We start from the raw sequence: 21763 nt of genomic DNA on the forward strand, positions 1-21763 counted from the left end.
GTGGTGGGTCGTGCAGGATTCGAACCTGCGACCAATTGATTAAAAGTCAACTGCTCTACCAACTGAGCTAACGACCCACTTTTACGCTGTTTTCACGTTGTTTGATATCCCGTGGCAACGGCGGCATATATTACTGATTTAAGAATTCAGCGCAACAAAAATTTCGATGAAGATCACTTAACTGCTTACGAATCATGCTGCATGACCAGAAATAACGCGATTTCTGGTCATGCGATAATCATCCCATCGAATTCAGACGTTTTTGCGCCTGCTTTGCACCTTCGGTGCCAGGGAATTTAGCAACCACCTGCTGATAAACCGCTTTCGCTTTCGCAGTGTCACCTTTGTCCTGCATGATGACGCCGACTTTAAACATCGCATCAGGCGCTTTTGGCGATTTCGGGTAATTTTTCACCACTGAGGCAAAATAAAACGCCGCATCGTCCTTTTTACCCTTGTTGTAATTCAGCTGACCCAGCCAATAATTTGCATTTGGCAGATAAGTAGAATCAGGGTATTTCTTCACAAAGTTCTGAAACGCAACGATAGCGTCATCCTGACGAGATTGATCCTGTACCAGGGCAATGGCCGCGTTGTAGTCCGTATTCGCGTCACCGCTCTGAACAGGCGCTCCCGTCGAGGCCGAAGCATCTGCCGCAGGAGCAGGGGCCGACGTCGCCGCACCGCTCTGATCGCCTGCTGCTGGCTGCGCAGCTGCGCCACCGCTGCTGAGACTATCCATCTGCAGCAAGATTTGCTTCTGACGTTCCACAACCTGGTTAAGCTGATACTGGCTTTCCTGAATCTGACCACGGAGAGAATCAATATCGTTTTGGTTGTCGGAAAGTTGTTGCTGGAGTTGGGTTAAAAGCTGACTGTGAGCGTTAGAAATACGCTCGAGTTGAGTGACCCGGTCTTCTACCGAGCCTGAGCCGACACTACTGATTGGTGCCTGAGCAAAAGCGGCCCAGGGGGCCGCTATTCCAACCAGTAACGACAGACTCAACAGATGATGTCTGAAGTTACTGCTCATGCAATTCTCTTAGTAAACCAGTACGGCACGACGGTTTTTGGAGTAAGCCGCTTCGTCGTGACCCAGTACTGCAGGTTTTTCTTTACCGTAAGAAACGATGGAGATCTGGTCAGCAGAAACGCCTTTACCCTGCAGGTACATTTTAACGGCGTTAGCACGACGTTCACCCAGGGAGATGTTGTACTCTGGAGTACCACGTTCGTCCGCGTGACCTTCTACGGTGACTTTGTAAGACGGGTTGCTACGCAGGAAGTTAGCGTGAGCATCCAGCATCGCAGCGAAGTCAGAACGGATGTCGTATTTATCCAGATCGAAGTAAACGATGTTGTTCTGCTGCAGCTGCTGCATCTGAAGACGCGCTTGCTCTTCAGAAGACATGTTGCCATTGCCATTCGCGTCCATACCGGTACCGGCACCCATCATGCCTTCGCCGCTCTGGTCATTGCTTGCATTCTTGTTAGAAGAACACGCTGCGATTGCCATTACAGGCAGAGCGATCATCAGCCCCTTCAGCACTTTGTTCAGTTGCATTTCTATGATTCCTTTAGTAATCAATTAATTATTATTTACAGATACGGCGACCAGGCAGGTGATTTTACCTGTCCATCAGTTGCCGGAATACGCGCTTTGAAACGCCCATCTGTAGAAACCAGATTCAGCACAGATCCCATCCCCTGAGAAGAGCTGTAGATTACCATAGTGCCGTTAGGTGCCAGACTTGGCGTTTCATCCAGGAACGTTGACGACAGAACTTGAACGCCACCCGCTACCAGATCTTGTTTGGCAATGTGCTGCTGCCCACCGTTGGAGCTGACCATTACCATAAATTTACCGTCGCTGCTCACGTCCGCGTTTTGGTTCTGCGAACCTTCCCAGGTAATACGCTGTGGAGCACCGCCGTTGACGTTCACTTTATAGATTTGTGGACGACCTGCCTGGTCAGACGTAAATGCCAGGTTCTGGCTGTCCGGGAACCAGGACGGTTCGGTGTTGTTGCTGCGACCATCGGTCACCTGGCGAATTTGACCAGAGCCAATGTCCATCACGTACAGGTTCAGGCTACCGGTTTTAGAGAGCGCAAACGCCAGTTTGGTACCGTCCGGAGAGAACGAAGGCGCACCGTTGTGACGAGGGAACGACGCAACCTGACGAACAGCACCGTTAGCCAGCGTCTGGATAACCAGCGCTGAACGACCGCTTTCGAAGGTAACATAAGCCAGTTTAGAACCGTCTGGAGACCAGGCTGGAGACATCAGCGGCTGAGAAGAACGTTTCACCAGGAACTGATTGTAACCATCGTAGTCAGATACGCGCAGCTCATACGGGAACTGACCGCCATTGGTCTGTACCACATAAGCAATACGGGTACGGAACGCACCTTTAATGCCGGTCAGTTTTTCAAATACCGCATCGCTGGCAGCGTGTGCCGCGTAGCGCAGGTACTGTTTAGTGACCTTGTAAGAGTTCTGTGCCAGAACGGTACCCGGTGCACCGCCGGTATCAACCAGCTGCCATGCAACGTTGTAAGAGCCGTCCGGGTTAGGTGTAACCTGACCAACAACGACAGCATCGATACCGAGTGCAGACCATGCGGCAGGCTGTACTTCCTGCGCGCTGCCCGGCTGCTGAGGCAGACGAGAACGATCTAATGGGTTGAATTTACCGCTGTTACGCAGGTCAGCCGCAACGATGCCACCGGCATCTTCAGGCGCAGCGCCAGGGCCGGCCCACTGGAACGGAACAACACCGATTGGGCGTGCCGAATCCACCCCCTGGGTGATCTCGATACGTACTTCTGCGTGCAGTACTGCTGCCCACAGCATTAAAAAACCAAATGCTACACGTAATGCCTGCTTCATCATATCTCCCTTATCCGGGTAACCTTACCCACGATAATTTAGCAGAATGTTAACAAACCCAAATAGACAAAACTACTAAACACTCGTTAGGACAATAGACTGTTTTTCATACTTCCGTAAGGACAGTCGATTACAGTTTAAAGTCCAGTTTGGCATCTTTTATCCGTTCATAAACAGCCTCACTAGGCGGTTTAGGAATGTTCGCCGACCTTGCAGCGGCCAATGCTGCCTGACAAAGCGCAGGATCGCCCCCTTCAGAGGTCACGCTTTTCAACCTACCATCTGGCGCAAGGTTGATATGCAGTACACATTGTTTGCCCTGATAGATGCTTGCATCAAACAGGCGGTTCTGAATCGCAACCTGGATTTGCTTAACATAAGCGCTGATATCAGCACCCGTCGCCCCACCATTGGCACCAGAAGTACCACTGTCTTTAGAGGGCTGACCACTGCCTTTCGCACCACCGCCCGCTTTCGGCGCATTCTTACCAGAACTCAGGTCGCCCAGGAGATCGTCAACGCCAGCGGCATCCGCGGCTTTCTCAGCGGCGGCCGCTTTTTTGGCGGCGGCTTTCTCTGCAGCAGCTTTCTTATCGGCAGCGGCTTTTTCTGCTGCAGCTTTTTTGTCAGCAGCCGCTTTCTCGGCGGCGGCTTTCTTCTCTGCTGCGGCTTTTTCAGCAGCGGCCGCTTTTTCTGCTGCAGCCTTCTCGGCAGCAGCCGCTTTCTTCGCAGCATCGGCAGCAGCTTTCTTCTCTGCTTCCTGAGCGGCTTTCTTCGCGGCTTCCGCTTCAGCTTTTTTCTGAGCATCAGCAGCAGCTTTTTTTGCCGCTTCCGCTTCAGCTTTCTTCTGAGCATCAGCAGCGGCTTTCTTCGCCGCTTCGGCTTCAGCTTTCTTCTGAGCATCGGCTGCGGCTTTCTTCGCCGCTTCCGCCGCTAATTTTGCCTGGGCATCAGCTTGTGCTTTCGCGTCCGCCGCGGCTTTGGCTGCCGCCTCTTCCGCCTGCTTCTGCTGTTCCTGAGCTTTCTTCGCGGCCTCTTCAGCTTGCTTCTGCTGTTCCGCCTGCTCTTTCGCCGCTTCCTGCGCCTGCAAACGTTCTTTCTCAAGCTGCTTCAGTCGCTCCTGCTCAGCGGCCTGCTTTTCACGCAGTTCTTCCGCTTGCTGTTGCGCCTGTTTTTCACGCTGCTCTTCAGCCCGTTTTGCACTCGCCTTCTGCTGTTGCTCGCGGTTATAGTTCTGCACTACCGCACCGGGATCCACCATGACGGCGTCAATGGAAGAGCCTCCACCGCCGCCCGATGATGCATCAATGTGCTCGTCGAACGAACTCCAGATCAGCACTGCAAAAAGAATAACGTGCAGCACTGCGGAGACGATTATCGCTCGCTTAAGCTTGTCGTTCTGTTCGGTTGCCTTTGACACTATCGGTTCCCAAAAACTACGCAGATGATCAAATAGGCTGAGTCATTAAGCCAACTGACTTAACGCCCGCGCTATGTAGCAAGTTCAGCGCTTTAATAATTTCATCGTATGGTACGTCTTTCGCGCCACCGATTAAGAAGACCGTTTTCGGATTTGACTCCAGGCGTCGCTGCGCTTCAGCAATAACCTGCTCAGGTGGCAGTTGATCCATACGATCTTTTTCTACCACTACGCTGTATTGCCCTACACCGGAAACCTCAATGATGACCGGAGGATCGTCATTGGTGCTTACCGCCTGTGATTCTGTCGCATCCGGCAGATCAACCTCCACGCTCTGGGTAATGATGGGTGCTGTCGCCATGAAGATCAGCAGCAGTACCAACAGAACGTCCAGCAGTGGAACGATATTGATTTCGGACTTGAGCTCGCGACGATTTCGTCCACGCGATCTGGCCATGGTTTACCCCTTGTTACTCTCGGTACTGGTAAACGCCTGACGGTGCAGAATCGCGGTGAACTCTTCCATAAAGTTGTCGTAGTTCAGTTCCAGTTTATTCACGCGCTGGTTCAGACGGTTGTAAGCCATAACCGCCGGGATCGCCGCAAACAGACCGATAGCGGTCGCAATCAGTGCTTCTGCAATACCCGGGGCAACCATCTGCAACGTCGCCTGCTTCACCGCCCCCAGGGCGATAAAGGCGTGCATAATCCCCCAGACCGTACCAAACAGACCGATATACGGGCTGATGGAACCAACGGTTCCCAGGAAAGGAATATGCGTTTCAAGGTTTTCCAGCTCGCGATTCATGGAGATACGCATCGCACGCGAGGCACCTTCCACAACCGCTTCAGGCGCGTGGCTGTTTGCGCGATGCAAACGAGCAAACTCTTTGAATCCGCTATAGAAAATCTGTTCGGAGCCTACGAGGTTATCACGGCGTCCCTGGCTTTCCTGATACAGACGAGAAAGCTCAATACCCGACCAGAACTTATCTTCAAACGCTTCTGCTTCACGGCCAGCCGCATTGAGGATACGCGTTCTCTGGATGATGATGGCCCAGGATGCGATTGAAAAACCAATCAAAATCAACATGATAAGTTTAACCAGAAGGCTTGCCTTCAGGAACAAATCAAGGATATTCATGTCAGTCACTGCTTAAACTCCGCGACAATAGACTTAGGAAGCGCACGAGGCTTCATTATGGTTGGATCAACACAGACGATCAGGACTTCAGCTGAGTTCAGTACCGTATTTTCTGCATTGACTATCCGCTGCGTGAAAACCATTGAGGTTCCGCGCATTGATGTAATTTCAGTTTGGACTTCGAGCATATCGTCGAGTCTGGCAGGCGCAAAATACTCAAGCGTCATCTTGCGAACCACGAAGGCAACTCGCTCAGCCAACAGCTCCTGTTGACTAAAGTGATGATGGCGCAGCATCTCTGTGCGTGCCCGTTCATAAAAAGCAACGTAGCTGGCGTGGTAAACCACACCCCCGGCATCGGTATCTTCGTAATAGACACGAACCGGCCATCGAAACAGCGTTGTATTCACTTTACATCCCGGTAATGCAACAAAAGTTAGAGCTTTTAAACTTCGCTACTATACGCGCGGGAAAGATGGTTTGGAATGGGAGAAAGTAAACGGAGAGTAAATTTTTATGGGCCAGGGTAAGCCCATATCATTAACGGACATTTCTTATTCAGAAGAAGAAGAAAATCAAGCCAGCGAGAAGCACCAGATCGGCGATGAGTGGGCAGAAAATCCCCTGCCAGTGCAGCGCTTTCGGACGAAAGCCTACGCCGTGGATCACACCTGCGCACACCGCCCACATAATGAGGAAGCCGTGCCAGATCTCAAGCTCGCTGGTCTTCGCTGCAAAGCGCGAAGGGTCCCAGAAGATACAACCTGCCAGCAGTAATGCCATCACTAAAGAAAGCGCCCTTAACGGGCGCTTATCCATTACCGCGTAAAGCGTCGCGATAATGTTCATTAGTGTTTGTCTTCACCTGCTTTAGACGCTTCGACGTGCTCAAGCGCCAGGGCAGTAATGACACCAAATGCACAGGCAAGAAGCGTCCCTAAAATCCATGCGAAATACCACATATTCAGCTCCTTACTTAGTACAGAGAATGAGTGTTGCTTTCAATATCTTCTTTCGTGATACGACCGAACATTTTCCAGTAACACCAGGCGGTGTACAGCAGGATAATCGGTACGAACACGCAAGCAACATACGTCATCAGGTTAAGCGTCAGCTGGCTGGACGTTGCATCCCACATGGTCAGGCTTGCATTCATCATCGTGCTGGACGGCATGACGAATGGGAACATCGCGATACCCGCAGTCAGAATAATGCACGCCAGCGTGAGTGAGGAAAATACAAATGCCAGGGCACCTTTTTCCAGACGTGACGTCAGTATCGTCAGCAGCGGCAGCAACACACCCAGTGCCGGAATAGCCCACAGAACAGGCATATTGTTGAAGTTCACCAGCCACGCGCCAGCCTGACGTGCCACTTCTTTCGTCAGCGGGTTAGACGGTGCCGTGTGGTTAATTGCAGACGTAATGACATAACCGTCGATACCGTACATCACCCATACGCCGGCCAGTGCGAAGCACACCAGGGTAATAAGCGCAGCAACCTGCGCCGTTGCACGAGAGCGAAGATGCAATTCACCTACGGTACGCATCTGCAGATAGGTCGCACCCTGAGTAATGATCATTGCCACACTCACCACGCCTGCCAGCAGACCAAACGGATTCAGCAGCTGGAAGAAGTTACCGGTGTAGTAAAGACGCATGTATTCATCGATGTGGAACGGTACACCCTGCAGCAGGTTACCGAACGCCACGCCAATCACCAGCGGTGGAACGAAGCTACCAATGAAGATGCCCCAGTCCCACATGTTGCGCCAGCGGGTGTCTTCAATCTTGGAACGGTAGTCGAAACCAACCGGACGGAAGAATAAAGAAGCCAGCACCAGAATCATCGCCACATAGAAACCGGAGAACGCAGCCGCGTAGACCATCGGCCAGGCAGCGAACAGCGCGCCGCCTGCGGTGATCAGCCACACCTGGTTACCGTCCCAGTGCGGGGCGATGGAGTTAATCATGATTCGACGCTCGGTGTCATTACGACCGAGGAAACGGGTGAGCATCCCCACCCCCATGTCGAAACCGTCAGTGACTGCGAAACCGATCAGCAGAATACCGACCAGCAGCCACCAGATAAAACGCAATACTTCATAATCGATCATTTGATGACTCCTGTCTTAGCGTGCCGGCTGAGTAGTCGCACCGGACTGCTCGTAGTGATAGCGACCGGTTTTCAGGCTGCTTGGGCCAAGGCGCGCGAACTTGAACATCAGGAACAGTTCAGCCACCAGGAACAGGGTGTACAGACCACAAATCAGCAGCATGGAGAAGATCAGATCGCCTGCAGTCAGAGAGGAGTTCGCTACCGCCGTTGGCAGCACCTCACCGATCGCCCATGGCTGACGGCCATATTCCGCAACAAACCAGCCGGATTCGATAGCAATCCACGGCAGTGGGATACCATACAGCGCGGTACGCAGCAGCCATTTTTTCTCACCGATGCGGTTACGAATCACGGACCAGAAGGACGCCGCAATGATAAGCAGCATGATGATGCCGCAGCCCACCATGATACGGAATGCGAAGTACAGTGGCGCCACGCGTGGAATGGAGTCTTTGGTCGCCATCTGGATCTGCGCTTCCGTCGCGTCGGAGACGTTCGGGGTATAGCGTTTCAGCAGCAGACCGTAACCCAGATCTTTCTTCACATCGTTGAACTGGTCACGCACGGCCTGGTCGGTAGAACCCGCACGCAGCTGCTCCAGCAGCGCGTAGGCTTTCATACCGTTACGGATACGGCCTTCATGCTGCACCATCAACTCTTTCAGACCCGTCACCTGCTTGTCGACGGAGCGGGTAGCAATGATGCCGAGCGCGTAAGGAATTTGAATGGCGAAGCGGTTTTCCTGTGCATCCTGGTCGGGAACACCGAACAGAGTAAAGGCAGCAGGCGCGGGTTGGGTTTCCCATTCGGCTTCGATAGCGGCCAGCTTGGTTTTCTGCACGTCACCCATTTCGTAACCGGATTCATCACCCAGCACGATAACAGAAAGGATTGCAGCCATACCGAAGCTTGCAGCGATAGCAAAGGAGCGCTTAGCAAACGCGAAGTCACGACCACGCAGCATGTAGTAAGAGCTGATGCCCAGTACAAACATCGCGCCGCACACATAGCCAGACGCCACGGTGTGAACGAATTTAACCTGTGCGACCGGGTTCAGCACCAGCTCGGCAAAGCTGACCATCTCCATACGCATGGTTTCGAAGTTGAAATCAGACGCGATAGGGTTCTGCATCCAGCCGTTCGCGACCAGGATCCACAGTGCGGACAGGTTCGAACCGAGTGCCACCAGCCAGGTCACCGCCATATGCTGGACTTTGCCCAGACGGTCCCAACCGAAGAAGAACAGACCTACAAAGGTGGATTCGAGGAAGAAGGCCATCAGACCTTCAATGGCCAGCGGCGCACCGAAGATATCCCCAACGTAGTGAGAATAGTAAGACCAGTTAGTCCCGAACTGGAACTCCATGGTCAAACCGGTAGCCACGCCCAGTGCAAAGTTGATACCAAACAACTTGCCCCAGAACTTGGTCATATCTTTATAAATCTGTTTGCCGGAGAGGACGTAGACCGTTTCCATGATGGCCAGCAGGAACGCCATACCGAGCGTTAGTGGCACAAACAGGAAGTGGTACATCGCGGTCAAGGCAAACTGTAAGCGCGACAGTTCGACTATATCTAACATCATGACTCCTTGCTCATCGCATGAAGACTCCGAGAGTGAACCCCGTTAGAAAAGGATTCACACACATGCCCCAATACAAATTATTCGCATCCATGTCGTCGCGCTTAGCCTGAGAAAGGATAAAAGCAATGACGATAGGTTACAAATACGTTAATAAAAAACTCAAATTGATCCCGCAAATATAATACGCTGCAAAACCCTTACAATAAACAGGTTTTTATTGAATCACATTTACGTTTTTCGACGGCGATCAATTTATAGCAAAATTACCACTTTTCAGCCATTTTGATCGGGGACAATTTACCGCCTTTCGACACCTTTTTCCAAGGATTAAACTTTGATTTAAATCAAAAAGCACCGTTTCTGTTAACCATGTTTAAATGTGGTGAGAATGGTAAAAACCTTGTTAATGCTATGTGTACGACGAGATATTTGGAGTTATCAAAAGCAAGAAAGAATATAAACAGACGTGATTTATTTTAACGCTGAAGAACAACGCATCTTTACATTCGCGTTAACGTATAAAGGTAGTCGTCAGCGCGTTTTTTTTCCATTGTGCGACGACAGCCGCAGATAATTACATTTATTTTACCTGCGACACGCTTAAAATTAACACCACAATGTGACTATTCAATAAAAAAGGCTGCCCTGCGCGCAGCCTTTTGTTCACTTCAGACGCTACCTTTCCGTTTTCAGGCTAAAAGTCCGCGATTGCCCAGGCCTGAACAGGCCCGTAATGCCCTTTTCTTCTCCCCTACCTGCCAGTACCTGTTCATTTAAATTCGTCTCGCAACAGCCTTTAAACGCCTGATTCCACGATAAAGAGGCATCACAGGACACAGATTCCGACGGATTGAACAGACGAAGGATAAGCGCGTCCCGATCCTCCGCCTTTTTTATCGCGCTCATAACACAGCCTGTCGGCGAAAGGGTCAGCAGGCTGTATCTGTCCGGCGTGCTGAACGGCGCACGGTTAAGTTTCATGGCATCCCAGGGGATTTTGTTATAACACTGGACGGGGGTAAGCCACGCTTTCGCCTGCTGAGCAACGCCGGCGTTCTCGGGAGAGCCGCTAAAACTCAGAAGGCTAAAACGGCAATCGAGACTGCCCCGAAGCTGCGAGTCCGGAACGGCCATTTTTATGCCGGACGGTCGGCCCGGGCGCAACAGCAAATCTTCCTTTCCCAGCACGCCCACACCGCGTAAAAGGGTCAGAGCAAACGCTTTTTCCGCCTCCCCCACCACTTCAAATTCGCGTAACCCTTCGGTGAACAGGGCAAGCCCGTTTCGATCCTGTTGAAGCACGGCGTAGTTAAGTAAATTCCAGACGGGAACCGGTGCCTCTTTCCAGCCCTCTTCTTGCCAGTTAGCCATCGCGTCATCGCGAACCGGGCGCGTTATGGAGCCAAACTGCGTATCTGACAGTACCTGCTCCGTCATAAACGGCGTCGGGATAAGCACGCGGACCCGGTGATCGTCAGCCTGATTATCCAGACGCGCCACAACATCTACACGCCTGCTGTTATGGCTGAGAGTGACCTCAAATTCCACCGCAAGAGCGCCATTGCGCAGGCGGGCCGACCGCTCGGCCAGGTTTGCCGGAACGGCGATGCGATGCTGGATCACCGCCCTGCTCTGCCAGGCTTCCTGTATCACCTCAACATGATGCTGCCCGTGCGCTGAAGTGAGCCGCCACTCTTCCCGGGAAGGCGAGTAGTCGTACTCATCGCCATCATCCGACCCCTCTTCAATTTCCAGTACGCGGTCATAAATAAGTCCGGATTCTTTATCACGCAGGCGCAGCGTGCCACCGTCATTTATATCAATTTGCCAGAAGGCATTTTCCAGCAGAGCATCCGTTTTTGCCCTCGCGGGAAGCCTCTTTTCAGGAGCCTGGGGCTCGATGTAAAGCGTACGGTATCCCATCGCGGGCAGGATCTGACAGATTTGGATATCAAACTCCATAAACGGATCGTAATTACCATAGTGCACGATTTGCCGGTCAATCAGCCCCGGGTCAATTTCCCGGGCTCTACAAATAAAACAGGGGATCTCATTGCCTTTATCATCCCGCAACCGGAACTGGCTCGCGCGCAGACGAAGGGTGGTGTTAATCACCTCTTCACGGGGCCAGGGCATCAGATTGAACATCACCAGCTTGTCGGCCTCGCTTTGCGGCATATTGTCGACAATCTTGCGCATCGAGAAGCGCGTGAGGTTATCGGCCATGTCTTCAGCGAGCGCAAACCGGGCCATAATCTCACGATGCACTTTGTCGCTGCAGCAGCAGCCAATGCTGTCGTGCGCATGATTCTTGAGGATCTCTTTCCACATTTTCTCCAGCAAACCGTGGTGATACTCGAAGCCCAGCATCCAGGCGAGCGCCGCCAGCGGTTCGAGGATATTCACGATTTTGTTTTCAATGCGGGCGTGGGCAATTTTGATGTCCATCCGTGTGGAGCCTATTGTCCGGTGTACACGCATGTATTTGCCGTCGATAAACTCCCCTTTCAGCGTCGCCAGTTCGTCACGGTGCGCTTCAGTATGTTCAAAGACCTCCTCGAACCGGCTCATCACAAATTTCCGCTGCGGGTACATCTTTCGAAGGGTATCCATCACCGCGAAAATGTTCTGCTGGAGGGGCATCTGGTCGTGACCGTTAGGCAGCAGAATCTCTTTCGTCACGGAAGCGTTCTCCAGCAATGTAAGCCAGGTATCGAGCCGTTTACGCAGCCCCGCTTCATCCTCCGGTAAGTACTTACCAATCGCGTAGCCCAGCGGTAGTACCTGCGCCGTAACTTCGCTGCCATCTGCGCTCTGCCATAAAAATTCTGTTTTATCGGTGCCGTGACGCTCAGAACATCCGCGCCAGAACAGCGTGCGGGTGATACCAAAGCCGTTATAGATATGCGGAAGTTGCCCGGACATGCCAAACGAATCCGGCAGATACCCTATTTTCATCGGCTCACCGAATTCCATGCAGTCGCGCATCCCGTACATCAGGTTGCGAACGATCGATTCGCCGCTGACTATCGTGGTGTCGGTCTGGGTATACCACGGCCCGATAATCAGCTTTCCGCGCTCAACCAGCGCTTTTACCCGGGGCCGGTTGTCCGGCACGACGGCGAAGTAATCCTCCAGTACCGCGGTCTGTCCATCGAGAACGTAGTATTTATACTCTTCGTCCTGCTCCAGACGGGTCAGGATCTCCTCCATGTTATTGACCAAAAGGATCCGCGACGCTTCGGTGGTGAAATACCACTCACGGTCCCAGTGCATATGTGGCGTGATATGAACGCGAGATAAAGCTTTCATCTTCGTTTCCTGTAAATGAATTTATGGCGTGACGTCTTCCGTCAGGTATTTGCCTTTTTTTACGCCCTGACGTCGCCAGAACAGTAAGATGAGCGTAGAGAGCGTCGTTCCCCCCAGCGCTGCGCCAAACCAGCCTGCCGCCGCGATCGCGCCACCCATCCCCGCGTCATGCAGTAAAAAGAGAGAGAAGATGCCCGCCCCTGGCGTAGACAACCCGATGCCCATTGCACCGATAATCGCCCCTGTTGCCATCGAGCCAACAACAAACGAGCCAATCACCCGCAGCGGATCTTCAATAGCCATCGGAATTGCCCCTTCGGTGATGCCCGCAAGGCCCAGTAGCCACGTCGACTTGCCGGTTTCGATTTCAAACGGTTTAAAGAGATGCGGTGCCAGCATGGTTGAAGCCGTGACGGTAAAAGCCGAGACCATTTTGACGGAAGCAAAAATGGCATACGGCCCGTAAACGCCGTTGGCCATCGCCCCCAGACAGAACGCATAGGCCGCTTTGTTGACCGGTCCCCCCAAATCGAACGAGCACATAAAACCGAGCAGAGTGCCCAGTAGCAGCGCATTGGCACCGGAGAGCCCGTTAAGCCATGCCGTGAGGGAGGTGTTGATCCACGCGACCGGCTCGCCGATCACGAACAGCATCAGGCTGCCCGCGCCCAGCACGCCAATCACCGGGTAGAGGTAATAGGTTAAAAAGCCGTTATAACGCTGACTCAGACGGATATGGTTTTTCACCCAGCGCATCAGATAGCCGGCAATCAGGCCACCTGCAATCGCCCCTAAAAAACCTGAACCGATCATATTAGCGGCAAGACCGGCCGCAAAACCCGGCGCCAGAGCAGGTTTATCTGCCAGCGAGTAGGCGGTATACGCGGCCAGTACCGGCACCATTAACGTGCCTAACATCCCCCCGCCGAGTTTGCGATACATCCACAGCCATGAGTTCTCTTGCTCAAACAGATGCTGTAATCCCAACATCTGTGCCAGCAATACCGCGACGGCCAGCACCGTGCCTCCCGCCACAATCAGCGGCACGGCAAAGGAAATACCGCTGAGCAGGGCCTGCTTAAGCTCCGTTTTAAGGCTCTTGCTCACATCATTGCCGGTGTGCACCTGGCGATGCGTTCCCGTGGGGGGTAAGGCCAACGCACGCTTAATAAGTGCTTCGGCATGGCGAAGCGGTTCCGCAACCGGCACGTACAGCGTCGGAATGCCCTGAAAACGCTCGCTCTCTTTGAGGGCCACTTCTGCGGCAATGATACAGGCCTGCGCAGTGCGTAACTGCTGCGCGGTCAACCGCCCTTCGATACCGTTCGCCCCCTGCTTTTCCACCACCACGTTTACGCCAAGCTTACGCCCCGCTTTTTCCAGATACTCAGCTGCCATATAGGTATGCGCAATGCCGGCGGGGCATGCAGTTACACAAACGATGGTTGGCGCATCCACGAACGCGACAACGCCATCTTCCTGTGGCACGTCGTCCAGCGCGGCGAGTAGCGCTGCTGCCGTGGTAGCCGCCATGACGCGCGCCCGAAGAGTTTCATCCGCCAGACGAGAAGTAAGTTCCGTCAGCACCTGGATATGGGTTGAGCCAGCTTCAGCCGGCGGAATGGCAAGCAGGAAAATCAGCTCGACATTTTCCGGGCCATCCACGCCTTCCCAGCTCAGCGGTTCACATAGGGTGGCTACGGCAAAAGCCGCCTCTTTCACCACCGCTGATTTACCATGCGGGACTGCCAGCCCTTCGCCGAGCGCGGTAGGGCCTAGCGATTCCCGATGAAAGACTTCGGTTAAAAACGCATTGCCGTCGGTAATTTTGCCGAGCGTCACCAGCCGCATCGTGAGCTGGCGTATTGCTTCATCACGACTGGTGTACTGCGCCTGCACGCAGACAGCGTCGGGATGGGTCAGGGTCGTCAGGTTCATCAGGATCCTCACACTCAAGGGTAATTGTTCAGAATCGATTGTGACAGACAGACTGATACCTTTATGTGATCATTTTCACTAACACCGACAATTTGTATTTAATTTGTATTATTTACAAATTCTGTGCTGGAGGCATAATTCCGTGAAAAGGTATTAGAAGGCAGACGACATGGGCAATAAACCGATGTACCGGCAGATAGCGGATGCGCTTCGCGAGAAAATTACCGCCGGTGAGTTAAAACCCGGTGATGCGTTACCGACGGAATCCAGCCTGCAGGAGACATTTAGCGTCAGTCGCGTCACGGTGAGGCAGGCACTGAAGCTCCTCACTGAAGAGCAGATTATCGAGAGCATTCAGGGCAGCGGCTCCTATGTGAGAGAGGAGCGCGTCAATTACGACATTTATCAGCTTACCGGCTTTTATGAAAAACTGGCGGACCGAAACGTCGATACCCACAGCGACGTAAAAACATTCGAAGTGATCAAAGCGGATGTGAAACTGGCTGAGACGCTTAACATTCGCCCGGATGACAAAGTGTGGCATGTCAAACGGGTGCGCTTTATTAAGCAAAAACCGGTGAATCTGGAAGAGACGTGGATGCCGCTGGCGATGTTCGCCGACCTCACCTGGGAGGTGATGGAAAATTCCAAATATCACTACATCGAACAGATCAAGAAGATGGTTATCGATCGCAGTGAACAGGAACTGGTTCCGATCATGCCCTCTCAGGAGGCGATCGACGCGCTGGCGCTGGATCCGGCAAAACCGATACTGGAAAAGGTGTCACGCGGCTTTCTGAAGGATGGGCGGGTGTTTGAATACAGCCGTAACGTGTTTAACAGCGACGATTACAAATTCACGCTGGTCGCAAAACGCAGGCATTAAAAAAGGCCGCTTTACAGCGGCCAACCATGTCGAAACGGACACTTATTACTTCAACGCTCCCTTTTACAGGGAGCAGAGAGGATTTACTTAATGATGGATTTCAGTGCTTCGCCGATATCCGCCAGGCTGCGAACGGTTTTCACACCTGCGGCTTCCAGCGCGGCGAATTTCTCATCAGCCGTACCTTTACCGCCTGCGATAATCGCGCCTGCGTGACCCATACGCTTACCTTTCGGCGCTGTCACACCTGCGATATAACCGACGACCGGCTTGGTCACATGTTCTTTGATATACGCAGCCGCTTCTTCTTCTGCGCTACCGCCGATCTCACCGATCATCACGATCGCTTCGGTCTGCGGATCTTCCTGGAACATTTTCAGGATATCAATGAAGTTAGAACCTGGGATGGGGTCACCACCGATGCCCACACAGGTGGACTGGCCGAAACCGTAGTCGGTAGTCTGCTTAACCGCTTCATAGGTCAGCGTACCGGAACGGGAGACGATACCCACTTTACCCGGTTTGTGAATGTGACCCGGCATGATGCCGATTTTACATTCGCCTGGGGTGATAACGCCCGGGCAGTTCGGGCCGATCATACGCACGCCAGCTTCATCCAGCTTCACTTTCACGGTCAGCATATCCAGCGTCGGGATACCTTCGGTGATGGTGATGATGAGCTTGATGCCCGCGTCAATCGCTTCCAGAATCGAGTCTTTGCAGAACGGAGCCGGAACGTAGATAACGGTCGCGGTCGCGCCCGTCGCTTCAACCGCTTCGCGCACGGTGTTGAATACCGGCAGGCCCAGGTGCGTGGTGCCGCCTTTACCTGGCGTTACGCCGCCAACCATCTGCGTGCCGTAGGCAATCGCCTGTTCGGAGTGGAAAGTCCCCTGGCTACCGGTGAAGCCCTGGCAGATAACCTTGGTATCTTTATTAATTAAAACTGACATTATTTCCCCTCCACTGCGGCAACAACCTGCTGAGCTGCATCCGTCAGACTTTTCGCTGCAATAATATTCAGGCCGCTGTCAGCCAGTTTTTTCGCGCCGAGTTCAGCGTTGTTACCTTCCAGACGCACCACAACCGGGACGTTAACACCCACTTCTTCTACCGCACCGATGATACCGTCTGCGATCAGGTCGCAACGCACGATACCGCCGAAGATGTTAACCAGCACGGCTTTGACGTTGTCATCAGAGAGGATGATTTTGAACGCTTCGGTTACACGCTCTTTGGTTGCGCCACCGCCCACGTCGAGGAAGTTTGCAGGCTCACCGCCGTGCAGCTTAACGATGTCCATGGTGCCCATCGCCAGGCCTGCGCCGTTAACCATGCAGCCGATGTTGCCATCCAGCGCCACGTAGTTCAGTTCCCACTGTGCAGCCTGCGCTTCACGCGGGTCTTCCTGAGACTGGTCGCGCATTTCACGCAGATCCGGCTGGCGGAACAGTGCGTTGCCGTCAGCGCCCAGTTTGCCGTCGAGGCAGATCAGGTCGCCCTGAGTGGTGATGACCAGCGGGTTGATCTCGATCAGCGCCAGGTCGCGCTCCAGGAAGATGGTGGCCAGACCCATGAAGATCTTGGTGAACTGCTGAACCAGCTTGCCTTCCAGACCCAGTTTGAACGCCAGCTCACGGCCCTGGTAAGGCATTGGGCCTGCCAGCGGATCGATCGCCACTTTGTGGATCAGGTGTGGCGTCTCTTCTGCCACTTTCTCGATTTCCACGCCGCCTTCGGTAGACGCCATGAACACCACACGACGGGAGCTACGGTCAACAACCGCGCCCAGGTACAGTTCTTTCGCGATGTCAGTTGCAGCTTCAACCAGGATCTGGTTGACAGGCTGACCGTTCGCATCTGTCTGGTACGTTACCAGACGCTTGCCGAGCCAATGTTCAGCAAACGCACGAATCTCTTCTTTACTCTTAACAACCTTCACACCGGCCCGCTTTACCACGGCCACCAGCGTGAACCTGACACTTAACTACCCAAGGGCCGGAACCGATTTTAGATGCGGCTTCTTCTGCTTCACGCGGGGTAGTACAGGCATAACCCACCGGAGCCGGTAAGCCATACCGGGCAAACAGCTGTTTGGCCTGATATTCATGTAAGTTCATGTGTTCTATCCATCCTTCAGGTAATCGTTAGGTAGTGCTTTTGTAGGCCCGGCAGACAACGCGCCGCCGGGCAAGACTGCTAAAACTAGACGTCCAGCAGCAGACGCGTTGGATCTTCCAGCAGCTCTTTAATGGCAACCAGGAAGCCCACGGACTCGCGGCCGTCGATCAGACGGTGATCGTAAGAGAGTGCCAGATACATCATTGGCAGGATCTCAACTTTGCCGTCTACCGCCATTGGACGATCTTTAATGGCATGCATACCCAGGATCGCGCTCTGCGGCGGGTTGATGATCGGGGTAGACATCAGTGAACCGAAAACGCCGCCCGTTGGTAATGGTGAAGTTACCACCGGTCAGATCGTCTACGGTCAGCTTGCCGTCGCGACCTTTTACAGCCAGCTCTTTAATCTTTTTCTCGATGTCAGCCATACCCAGAGTATCGACATCACGCAGAACCGGGGTAACCAGACCGCGTGGCGTAGAGACTGCCATGCTGACGTCGAAGTAGTTGTGGTAAACCACGTCATCGCCATCGATAGAGGCGTTAACTTCCGGGTAGCGTTTCAGCGCTTCAACAACCGCTTTCACGTAGAAGGACATAAAGCCCAGACGGATACCGTGACGTTTTTCAAACGCGTCACCGTACTGCTTACGCAGGTCCATGATTGGCTTCATATTCACTTCGTTGAAGGTGGTCAGCATCGCGGTGGAGTTTTTCGCTTCCAGCAGACGCTCAGCCACACGCTTACGCAGGCGAGTCATCGGCACGCGTTTTTCGCTACGGGCACCCAGCGCAGGCTGTGCTGCCGGCGCCGCTGCCGCTGCTGGCGCTTTAGCTTCTGCCTGAGCAGGGGCTTTCGCCAGGTGCTTCTCGATATCTTCACGGGTCAGACGACCACCGACACCGGTGCCTTTAATGGCAGCCGCATCCAGGTTGTGCTCGGCCAGCAGGCGACGGATCGCCGGGCTGAGCGCGTCGTTAGTTTGCTCTTCCAGAGAGGCCTGCTGACGCTGGGCTGGGGTAGACGCTTTTTCGTCAGACTTCGCGCTGGACTCTTTGCCCGCGCTGTTGCCTTCACGCAGGCGACCCAGGATCTGACGGGAGGTTACGGTTGTCCCTTCGTCTTCCAGGACTGCATCCAGAATGCCATCCGCTGAAGCCGGTACTTCCAGTACCACTTTGTCAGTTTCGATTTCTACCAGCACTTCATCGCGCTTAACGCTATCGCCCGGTTTTTTGTGCCAGGTGGCGACGGTCGCATCTGCTACGGACTCAGGCAGGTCGGGAACAAGAATATCTACGCTACTCATTATGTATCCTTTAATTAATCGACGTTCAGCGCGTCATTGACCAGATCTTGTTGCTGCTTCTGGTGAACGGACATATACCCTACCGCCGGAGAGGCGGAGGCCGGGCGACCTGCATAACGCAGGGCAGACCCAAATGGAATGACTTCACGGAAATGATGCTGACTGCAGTACCAGGCGCCCTGGTTGAGCGGCTCTTCCTGGCACCAGACAAAATCATGCACGTGAGCATACGGTTTCAACGCTTCCTGCACCGCCTGGTGCGGGAATGGATAAAGCTGTTCGATACGCACGATGGCGACATCTTTCTGGTCGTTCTTACGGCGCTGTTCCAGCAGGTCGTAATAAACCTTACCAGAACACATCACAACACGCTTAACGGCCTGCGGATCCAGTTCGTCAACCTCACCGATGGCAGGCAGGAAGGTGCCGTTCGCCAGTTCGTCCAGGCTGGACACCGCCAGCGGGTGGCGCAGCAGGGATTTTGGCGACATGACCACCAGCGGACGGCGCATACCACGCAGCGCCTGACGACGCAGCATGTGGTAGACCTGAGCCGGGGTGGACGGCACGCAGACCTGCATGTTCTGCTCAGCGCAGAGCTGCAGATAACGTTCCAGACGAGCGGAGGAGTGCTCCGGACCCTGACCTTCGTAACCGTGTGGCAGCAGCATCACCAGGCCACACATACGGCCCCATTTCTGCTCGCCGGAGGAGATGAACTGGTCGATAACGACCTGGGCACCGTTGGCGAAGTCACCGAACTGCGCTTCCCAGATAGTCAGGGTGCGCGGTTCCGCGGTGGCGTAGCCGTATTCGAATGCCAGTACCGCTTCTTCAGACAGAACGGAGTCCCATACCTTGAACTGACCCTGACCGTTATGGACATGCTGCAGCGGAGTATAGGTTGAACCGTTAGTCTGGTTGTGAACTACCGCGTGACGGTGGAAGAAGGTGCCACGGCCCGCATCTTCACCGGACAGACGAACAGGAATACCTTCATCAACCAGCGTTGCGTAAGCCAGTGTTTCCGCCCCGCCCCAGTCGAACAGCTTCTCGCCCGCCGCCATTGATTGACGGTCAGCATAAATTTTCGCTACGCGAGACTGCATCTCGATAGCGTCTGGTACGGTGCTGATACGTTTAGCCAGCTCCTGCAGGCGCTTCATCTCTACCTTGTTCGGGTAGCTCTCATCCCACTCGTGGTTGAGGTACGGCGACCAGGTAAAGGAGTGCATGTTCATCGGGCGCAGCTCTTTCACTACGCATTCACCCGCATCCAGCGCGTCGCGGTAGAGGTTGACCATTTCGGTCGCATCTTCCAGCGTCGTCACGTTGTCGCCTTCCAGCTTGTCAGCATAGATTTTGCGTGGCGTCGGGTGTTTTTTGATTTTCTGATACATCAGCGGCTGCGTTGCACTTGGCTCGTCAGCTTCGTTGTGGCCATGACGGCGGTAGCAGAACAGGTCGATGAACACATCGCGTTTGAAGGTGTTACGGTAGTCCAGCGCCAGACGGGTAACGAACGCCACGGCTTCAGGGTCATCCGCGTTAACGTGGAAGATTGGCGCCTGAACCATCTTACCGATGTCGGTGCAGTACGGGGTAGAACGCGCATCCAGTGGGTTAGAGGTCGTGAAGCCCACCTGGTTGTTGATAACAATGCGAACGGTACCGCCCACTTCGTAACCACGCGCCTTGGACATGTTCAGCGTTTCCTGAACCACGCCCTGCCCTGTGACCGCCGCGTCACCGTGAATGGTGATTGGCAGGACTTTGTTGCTGCTCGGCTCGTCCAGACGATCCAGACGCGCACGTACAGAACCGATAACCACCGGGCTCACGATTTCCAGGTGTGACGGGTTAAACGCCAGCGCCAGGTGAACCAGACCGCCTTCGGTTTCGATATCAGACGAGAAGCCCATGTGGTACTTCACGTCACCGGTGCCGAGGTGTTCTTTATGTTTGCCCGCGAATTCGTCGAACAGGTCCTGCGGTTTTTTACCCAGCACGTTGACCAGTACGTTCAGACGACCGCGGTGCGCCATACCCAGCACCACTTCACGGGTACCGCTTTTGCCCGCGTGACGAATCAGCTCTTTCAGCATAGGTACCAGCGCGTCGCCGCCTTCCAGCGAGAAGCGTTTCGCACCCGGGAATTTCGCGCCCAGATAGCGCTCAAGGCCTTCTGCTGCGGTCAGTTCGCTGAGGAAGCGTTTTTTCTCTTCAGCAGAGAAATTCGCGTGACCCGCCACAGATTCGATGCGCTGCTGGATCCAGCGTTTCTCTTCTGTAGAGGTGATGTGCATATATTCCGCGCCGATGGAGCCGCAGTAGGTTTGCTTGAGCGCGTCAATCAGCTCGCCCAACTTCATCGTGTCTTTGCCGATGGCAAAGGAACCTACGTTAAAGCTTTCCTGGAAATCGGCCTCGGTCAGATCGTGATACGCCGGATCGAGATCCGCCACACGATCTTGTTTCCACAGTCCCAGCGGATCGAGATTCGCATGCTGGTGACCACGGAAGCGATAAGCGTTGATAAGCTGCAGGACTTTAACCTGCTTCGCATTGGTGTCAGGGTCGGAAATCGCAGAAGAGTAACGTGAGGCATCCTTCGCCAGACGACGGAAATAATCACGTGTTTTGGAATGGAATTGATCCGGTTTGACTCCAGTGCCAGGTAACTGCTGGAACATGGAACGCCAGTTTGCGTCCACTGAGTCAGGATCGGTTAAGAAGTCTTCATAGAGCTGTTCTATCCAGCTCTGGTTTGAACCAGAGAGGTAAGAAGAGTCCAGCCAGGCTTTCATTGCGCCGTTCTGCATCGTGATCCCTTAAGCATTTTTATGCTTACTTTCGCCGTAGAAACTACCACGTACAACACGTACGTGCCGGGGTTCACCTGCGAGCTCTTATGTTGTCTTGGGCTCGCGAAGGAACCTTTAAAAACTGTCTGCACCTCGGGGCAGTTTTTAGAGGTTTCCTACATTTTATCCCCTCTCCTGTCAGGAGAGGGTCAGGGTGAGGGGAACAACGCT

The 21763-nt window shown here is 53.7% G+C and carries 16 protein-coding genes, 1 tRNA gene and 2 pseudogenes; 1 reads left to right on the forward strand and 18 read right to left on the reverse strand.

The features are described 5' to 3' along the window. Position 1: 1 nt before the first annotated feature. From QE396_RS10255 to mngA, 14 genes are all read right to left on the reverse strand, one after another. Positions 2-77, reverse strand: a tRNA-Lys gene (locus QE396_RS10255). Between the two features lie 161 nt (positions 78-238). After that, positions 239-1033, reverse strand: coding sequence for a cell division protein CpoB (gene cpoB / locus QE396_RS10260; protein WP_068795095.1), 795 nt, complete (start codon positions 1031-1033; stop codon positions 239-241). A gap of 9 nt (positions 1034-1042) precedes the next feature. Beyond that, positions 1043-1564, reverse strand: a complete 522-nt coding sequence (gene pal, locus QE396_RS10265; protein ID WP_003858578.1) for a peptidoglycan-associated lipoprotein Pal — start codon at positions 1562-1564, stop codon at positions 1043-1045. A gap of 35 nt (positions 1565-1599) precedes the next feature. Beyond that, entirely contained in the window at positions 1600-2892 is a 1293-nt protein-coding gene (tolB, locus tag QE396_RS10270) for a Tol-Pal system beta propeller repeat protein TolB (RefSeq protein WP_025204648.1), read from the reverse strand. A gap of 130 nt (positions 2893-3022) precedes the next feature. Next, entirely contained in the window at positions 3023-4312 is a 1290-nt protein-coding gene (gene tolA, locus QE396_RS10275) for a cell envelope integrity protein TolA (protein ID WP_020884960.1), read from the reverse strand. 28 nt (positions 4313-4340) lie between these two features. Continuing rightward, positions 4341-4769 carry a colicin uptake protein TolR gene (gene tolR, locus QE396_RS10280; protein WP_014169185.1) on the reverse strand — a complete coding sequence of 143 codons (429 nt, stop codon included), beginning with the start codon at positions 4767-4769 and terminating at the stop codon, positions 4341-4343. A 3-nt stretch (positions 4770-4772) separates the two neighbouring features. Next, complete coding sequence (gene tolQ / locus QE396_RS10285) at positions 4773-5465, reverse strand: Tol-Pal system protein TolQ (protein ID WP_014169184.1); 693 nt, start codon at positions 5463-5465, stop codon at positions 4773-4775. Then, entirely contained in the window at positions 5462-5866 is a 405-nt protein-coding gene (ybgC, locus tag QE396_RS10290; protein ID WP_014169183.1) for a tol-pal system-associated acyl-CoA thioesterase, read from the reverse strand. Before ybgC ends, tolQ begins: the two co-directional genes overlap by 4 nt. A gap of 148 nt (positions 5867-6014) precedes the next feature. After that, positions 6015-6305 (reverse strand): cyd operon protein YbgE, encoded by a 291-nt coding sequence (ybgE, locus tag QE396_RS10295; RefSeq protein WP_020884961.1) that lies wholly within the window; start codon positions 6303-6305, stop codon positions 6015-6017. Continuing rightward, on the reverse strand, positions 6305-6418 hold the full coding sequence (gene cydX / locus QE396_RS10300) for a cytochrome bd-I oxidase subunit CydX (protein WP_014169181.1): 114 nt from the start codon (positions 6416-6418) through the stop codon (positions 6305-6307). Before cydX ends, ybgE begins: the two co-directional genes overlap by 1 nt. A gap of 14 nt (positions 6419-6432) precedes the next feature. Continuing rightward, positions 6433-7572, reverse strand: coding sequence for a cytochrome d ubiquinol oxidase subunit II (gene cydB / locus QE396_RS10305; protein ID WP_014169180.1), 1140 nt, complete (start codon positions 7570-7572; stop codon positions 6433-6435). A gap of 15 nt (positions 7573-7587) precedes the next feature. Next, positions 7588-9156, reverse strand: a complete 1569-nt coding sequence (gene cydA, locus QE396_RS10310) for a cytochrome ubiquinol oxidase subunit I (protein WP_020884962.1) — start codon at positions 9154-9156, stop codon at positions 7588-7590. Between the two features lie 678 nt (positions 9157-9834). Further along, positions 9835-12471, reverse strand: a complete 2637-nt coding sequence (gene mngB, locus QE396_RS10315; protein ID WP_309950933.1) for a mannosylglycerate hydrolase — start codon at positions 12469-12471, stop codon at positions 9835-9837. Between the two features lie 21 nt (positions 12472-12492). Next, positions 12493-14409, reverse strand: a complete 1917-nt coding sequence (gene mngA / locus QE396_RS10320) for a PTS 2-O-a-mannosyl-D-glycerate transporter subunit IIABC (protein WP_309950935.1) — start codon at positions 14407-14409, stop codon at positions 12493-12495. Between the two features lie 169 nt (positions 14410-14578). Between mngA and QE396_RS10325 the strand changes: the two genes are divergently transcribed. Continuing rightward, positions 14579-15295 carry a GntR family transcriptional regulator gene (locus tag QE396_RS10325; protein ID WP_032681408.1) on the forward strand — a complete coding sequence of 239 codons (717 nt, stop codon included), beginning with the start codon at positions 14579-14581 and terminating at the stop codon, positions 15293-15295. 83 nt (positions 15296-15378) lie between these two features. Here the strand turns inward: QE396_RS10325 and sucD are convergent, their stop codons facing one another. From sucD to sucA, 4 genes and pseudogenes are all read right to left on the reverse strand, one after another. After that, positions 15379-16248 carry a succinate--CoA ligase subunit alpha gene (sucD, locus tag QE396_RS10330; RefSeq protein ID WP_014169173.1) on the reverse strand — a complete coding sequence of 290 codons (870 nt, stop codon included), beginning with the start codon at positions 16246-16248 and terminating at the stop codon, positions 15379-15381. Next, positions 16248-17415: pseudogene (gene sucC / locus QE396_RS10335) on the reverse strand (ADP-forming succinate--CoA ligase subunit beta). Before sucC ends, sucD begins: the two are co-directional and overlap by 1 nt. 85 nt (positions 17416-17500) lie before the next feature. Next, positions 17501-18728: pseudogene (odhB, locus tag QE396_RS10340) on the reverse strand (2-oxoglutarate dehydrogenase complex dihydrolipoyllysine-residue succinyltransferase). Positions 18729-18742: 14 nt separating this feature from the next. Beyond that, positions 18743-21550: a 2-oxoglutarate dehydrogenase E1 component gene (gene sucA, locus QE396_RS10345; RefSeq protein ID WP_014169171.1), complete on the reverse strand. Its 2808-nt coding sequence runs from the start codon at positions 21548-21550 to the stop codon at positions 18743-18745. Positions 21551-21763: the final 213 nt, after the last annotated feature.

The sequence above is a fragment of the Enterobacter sp. SORGH_AS_0287 genome (genome assembly GCF_031453695.1).
Classification (GTDB): Bacteria; Pseudomonadota; Gammaproteobacteria; order Enterobacterales; family Enterobacteriaceae; genus Enterobacter; species Enterobacter ludwigii.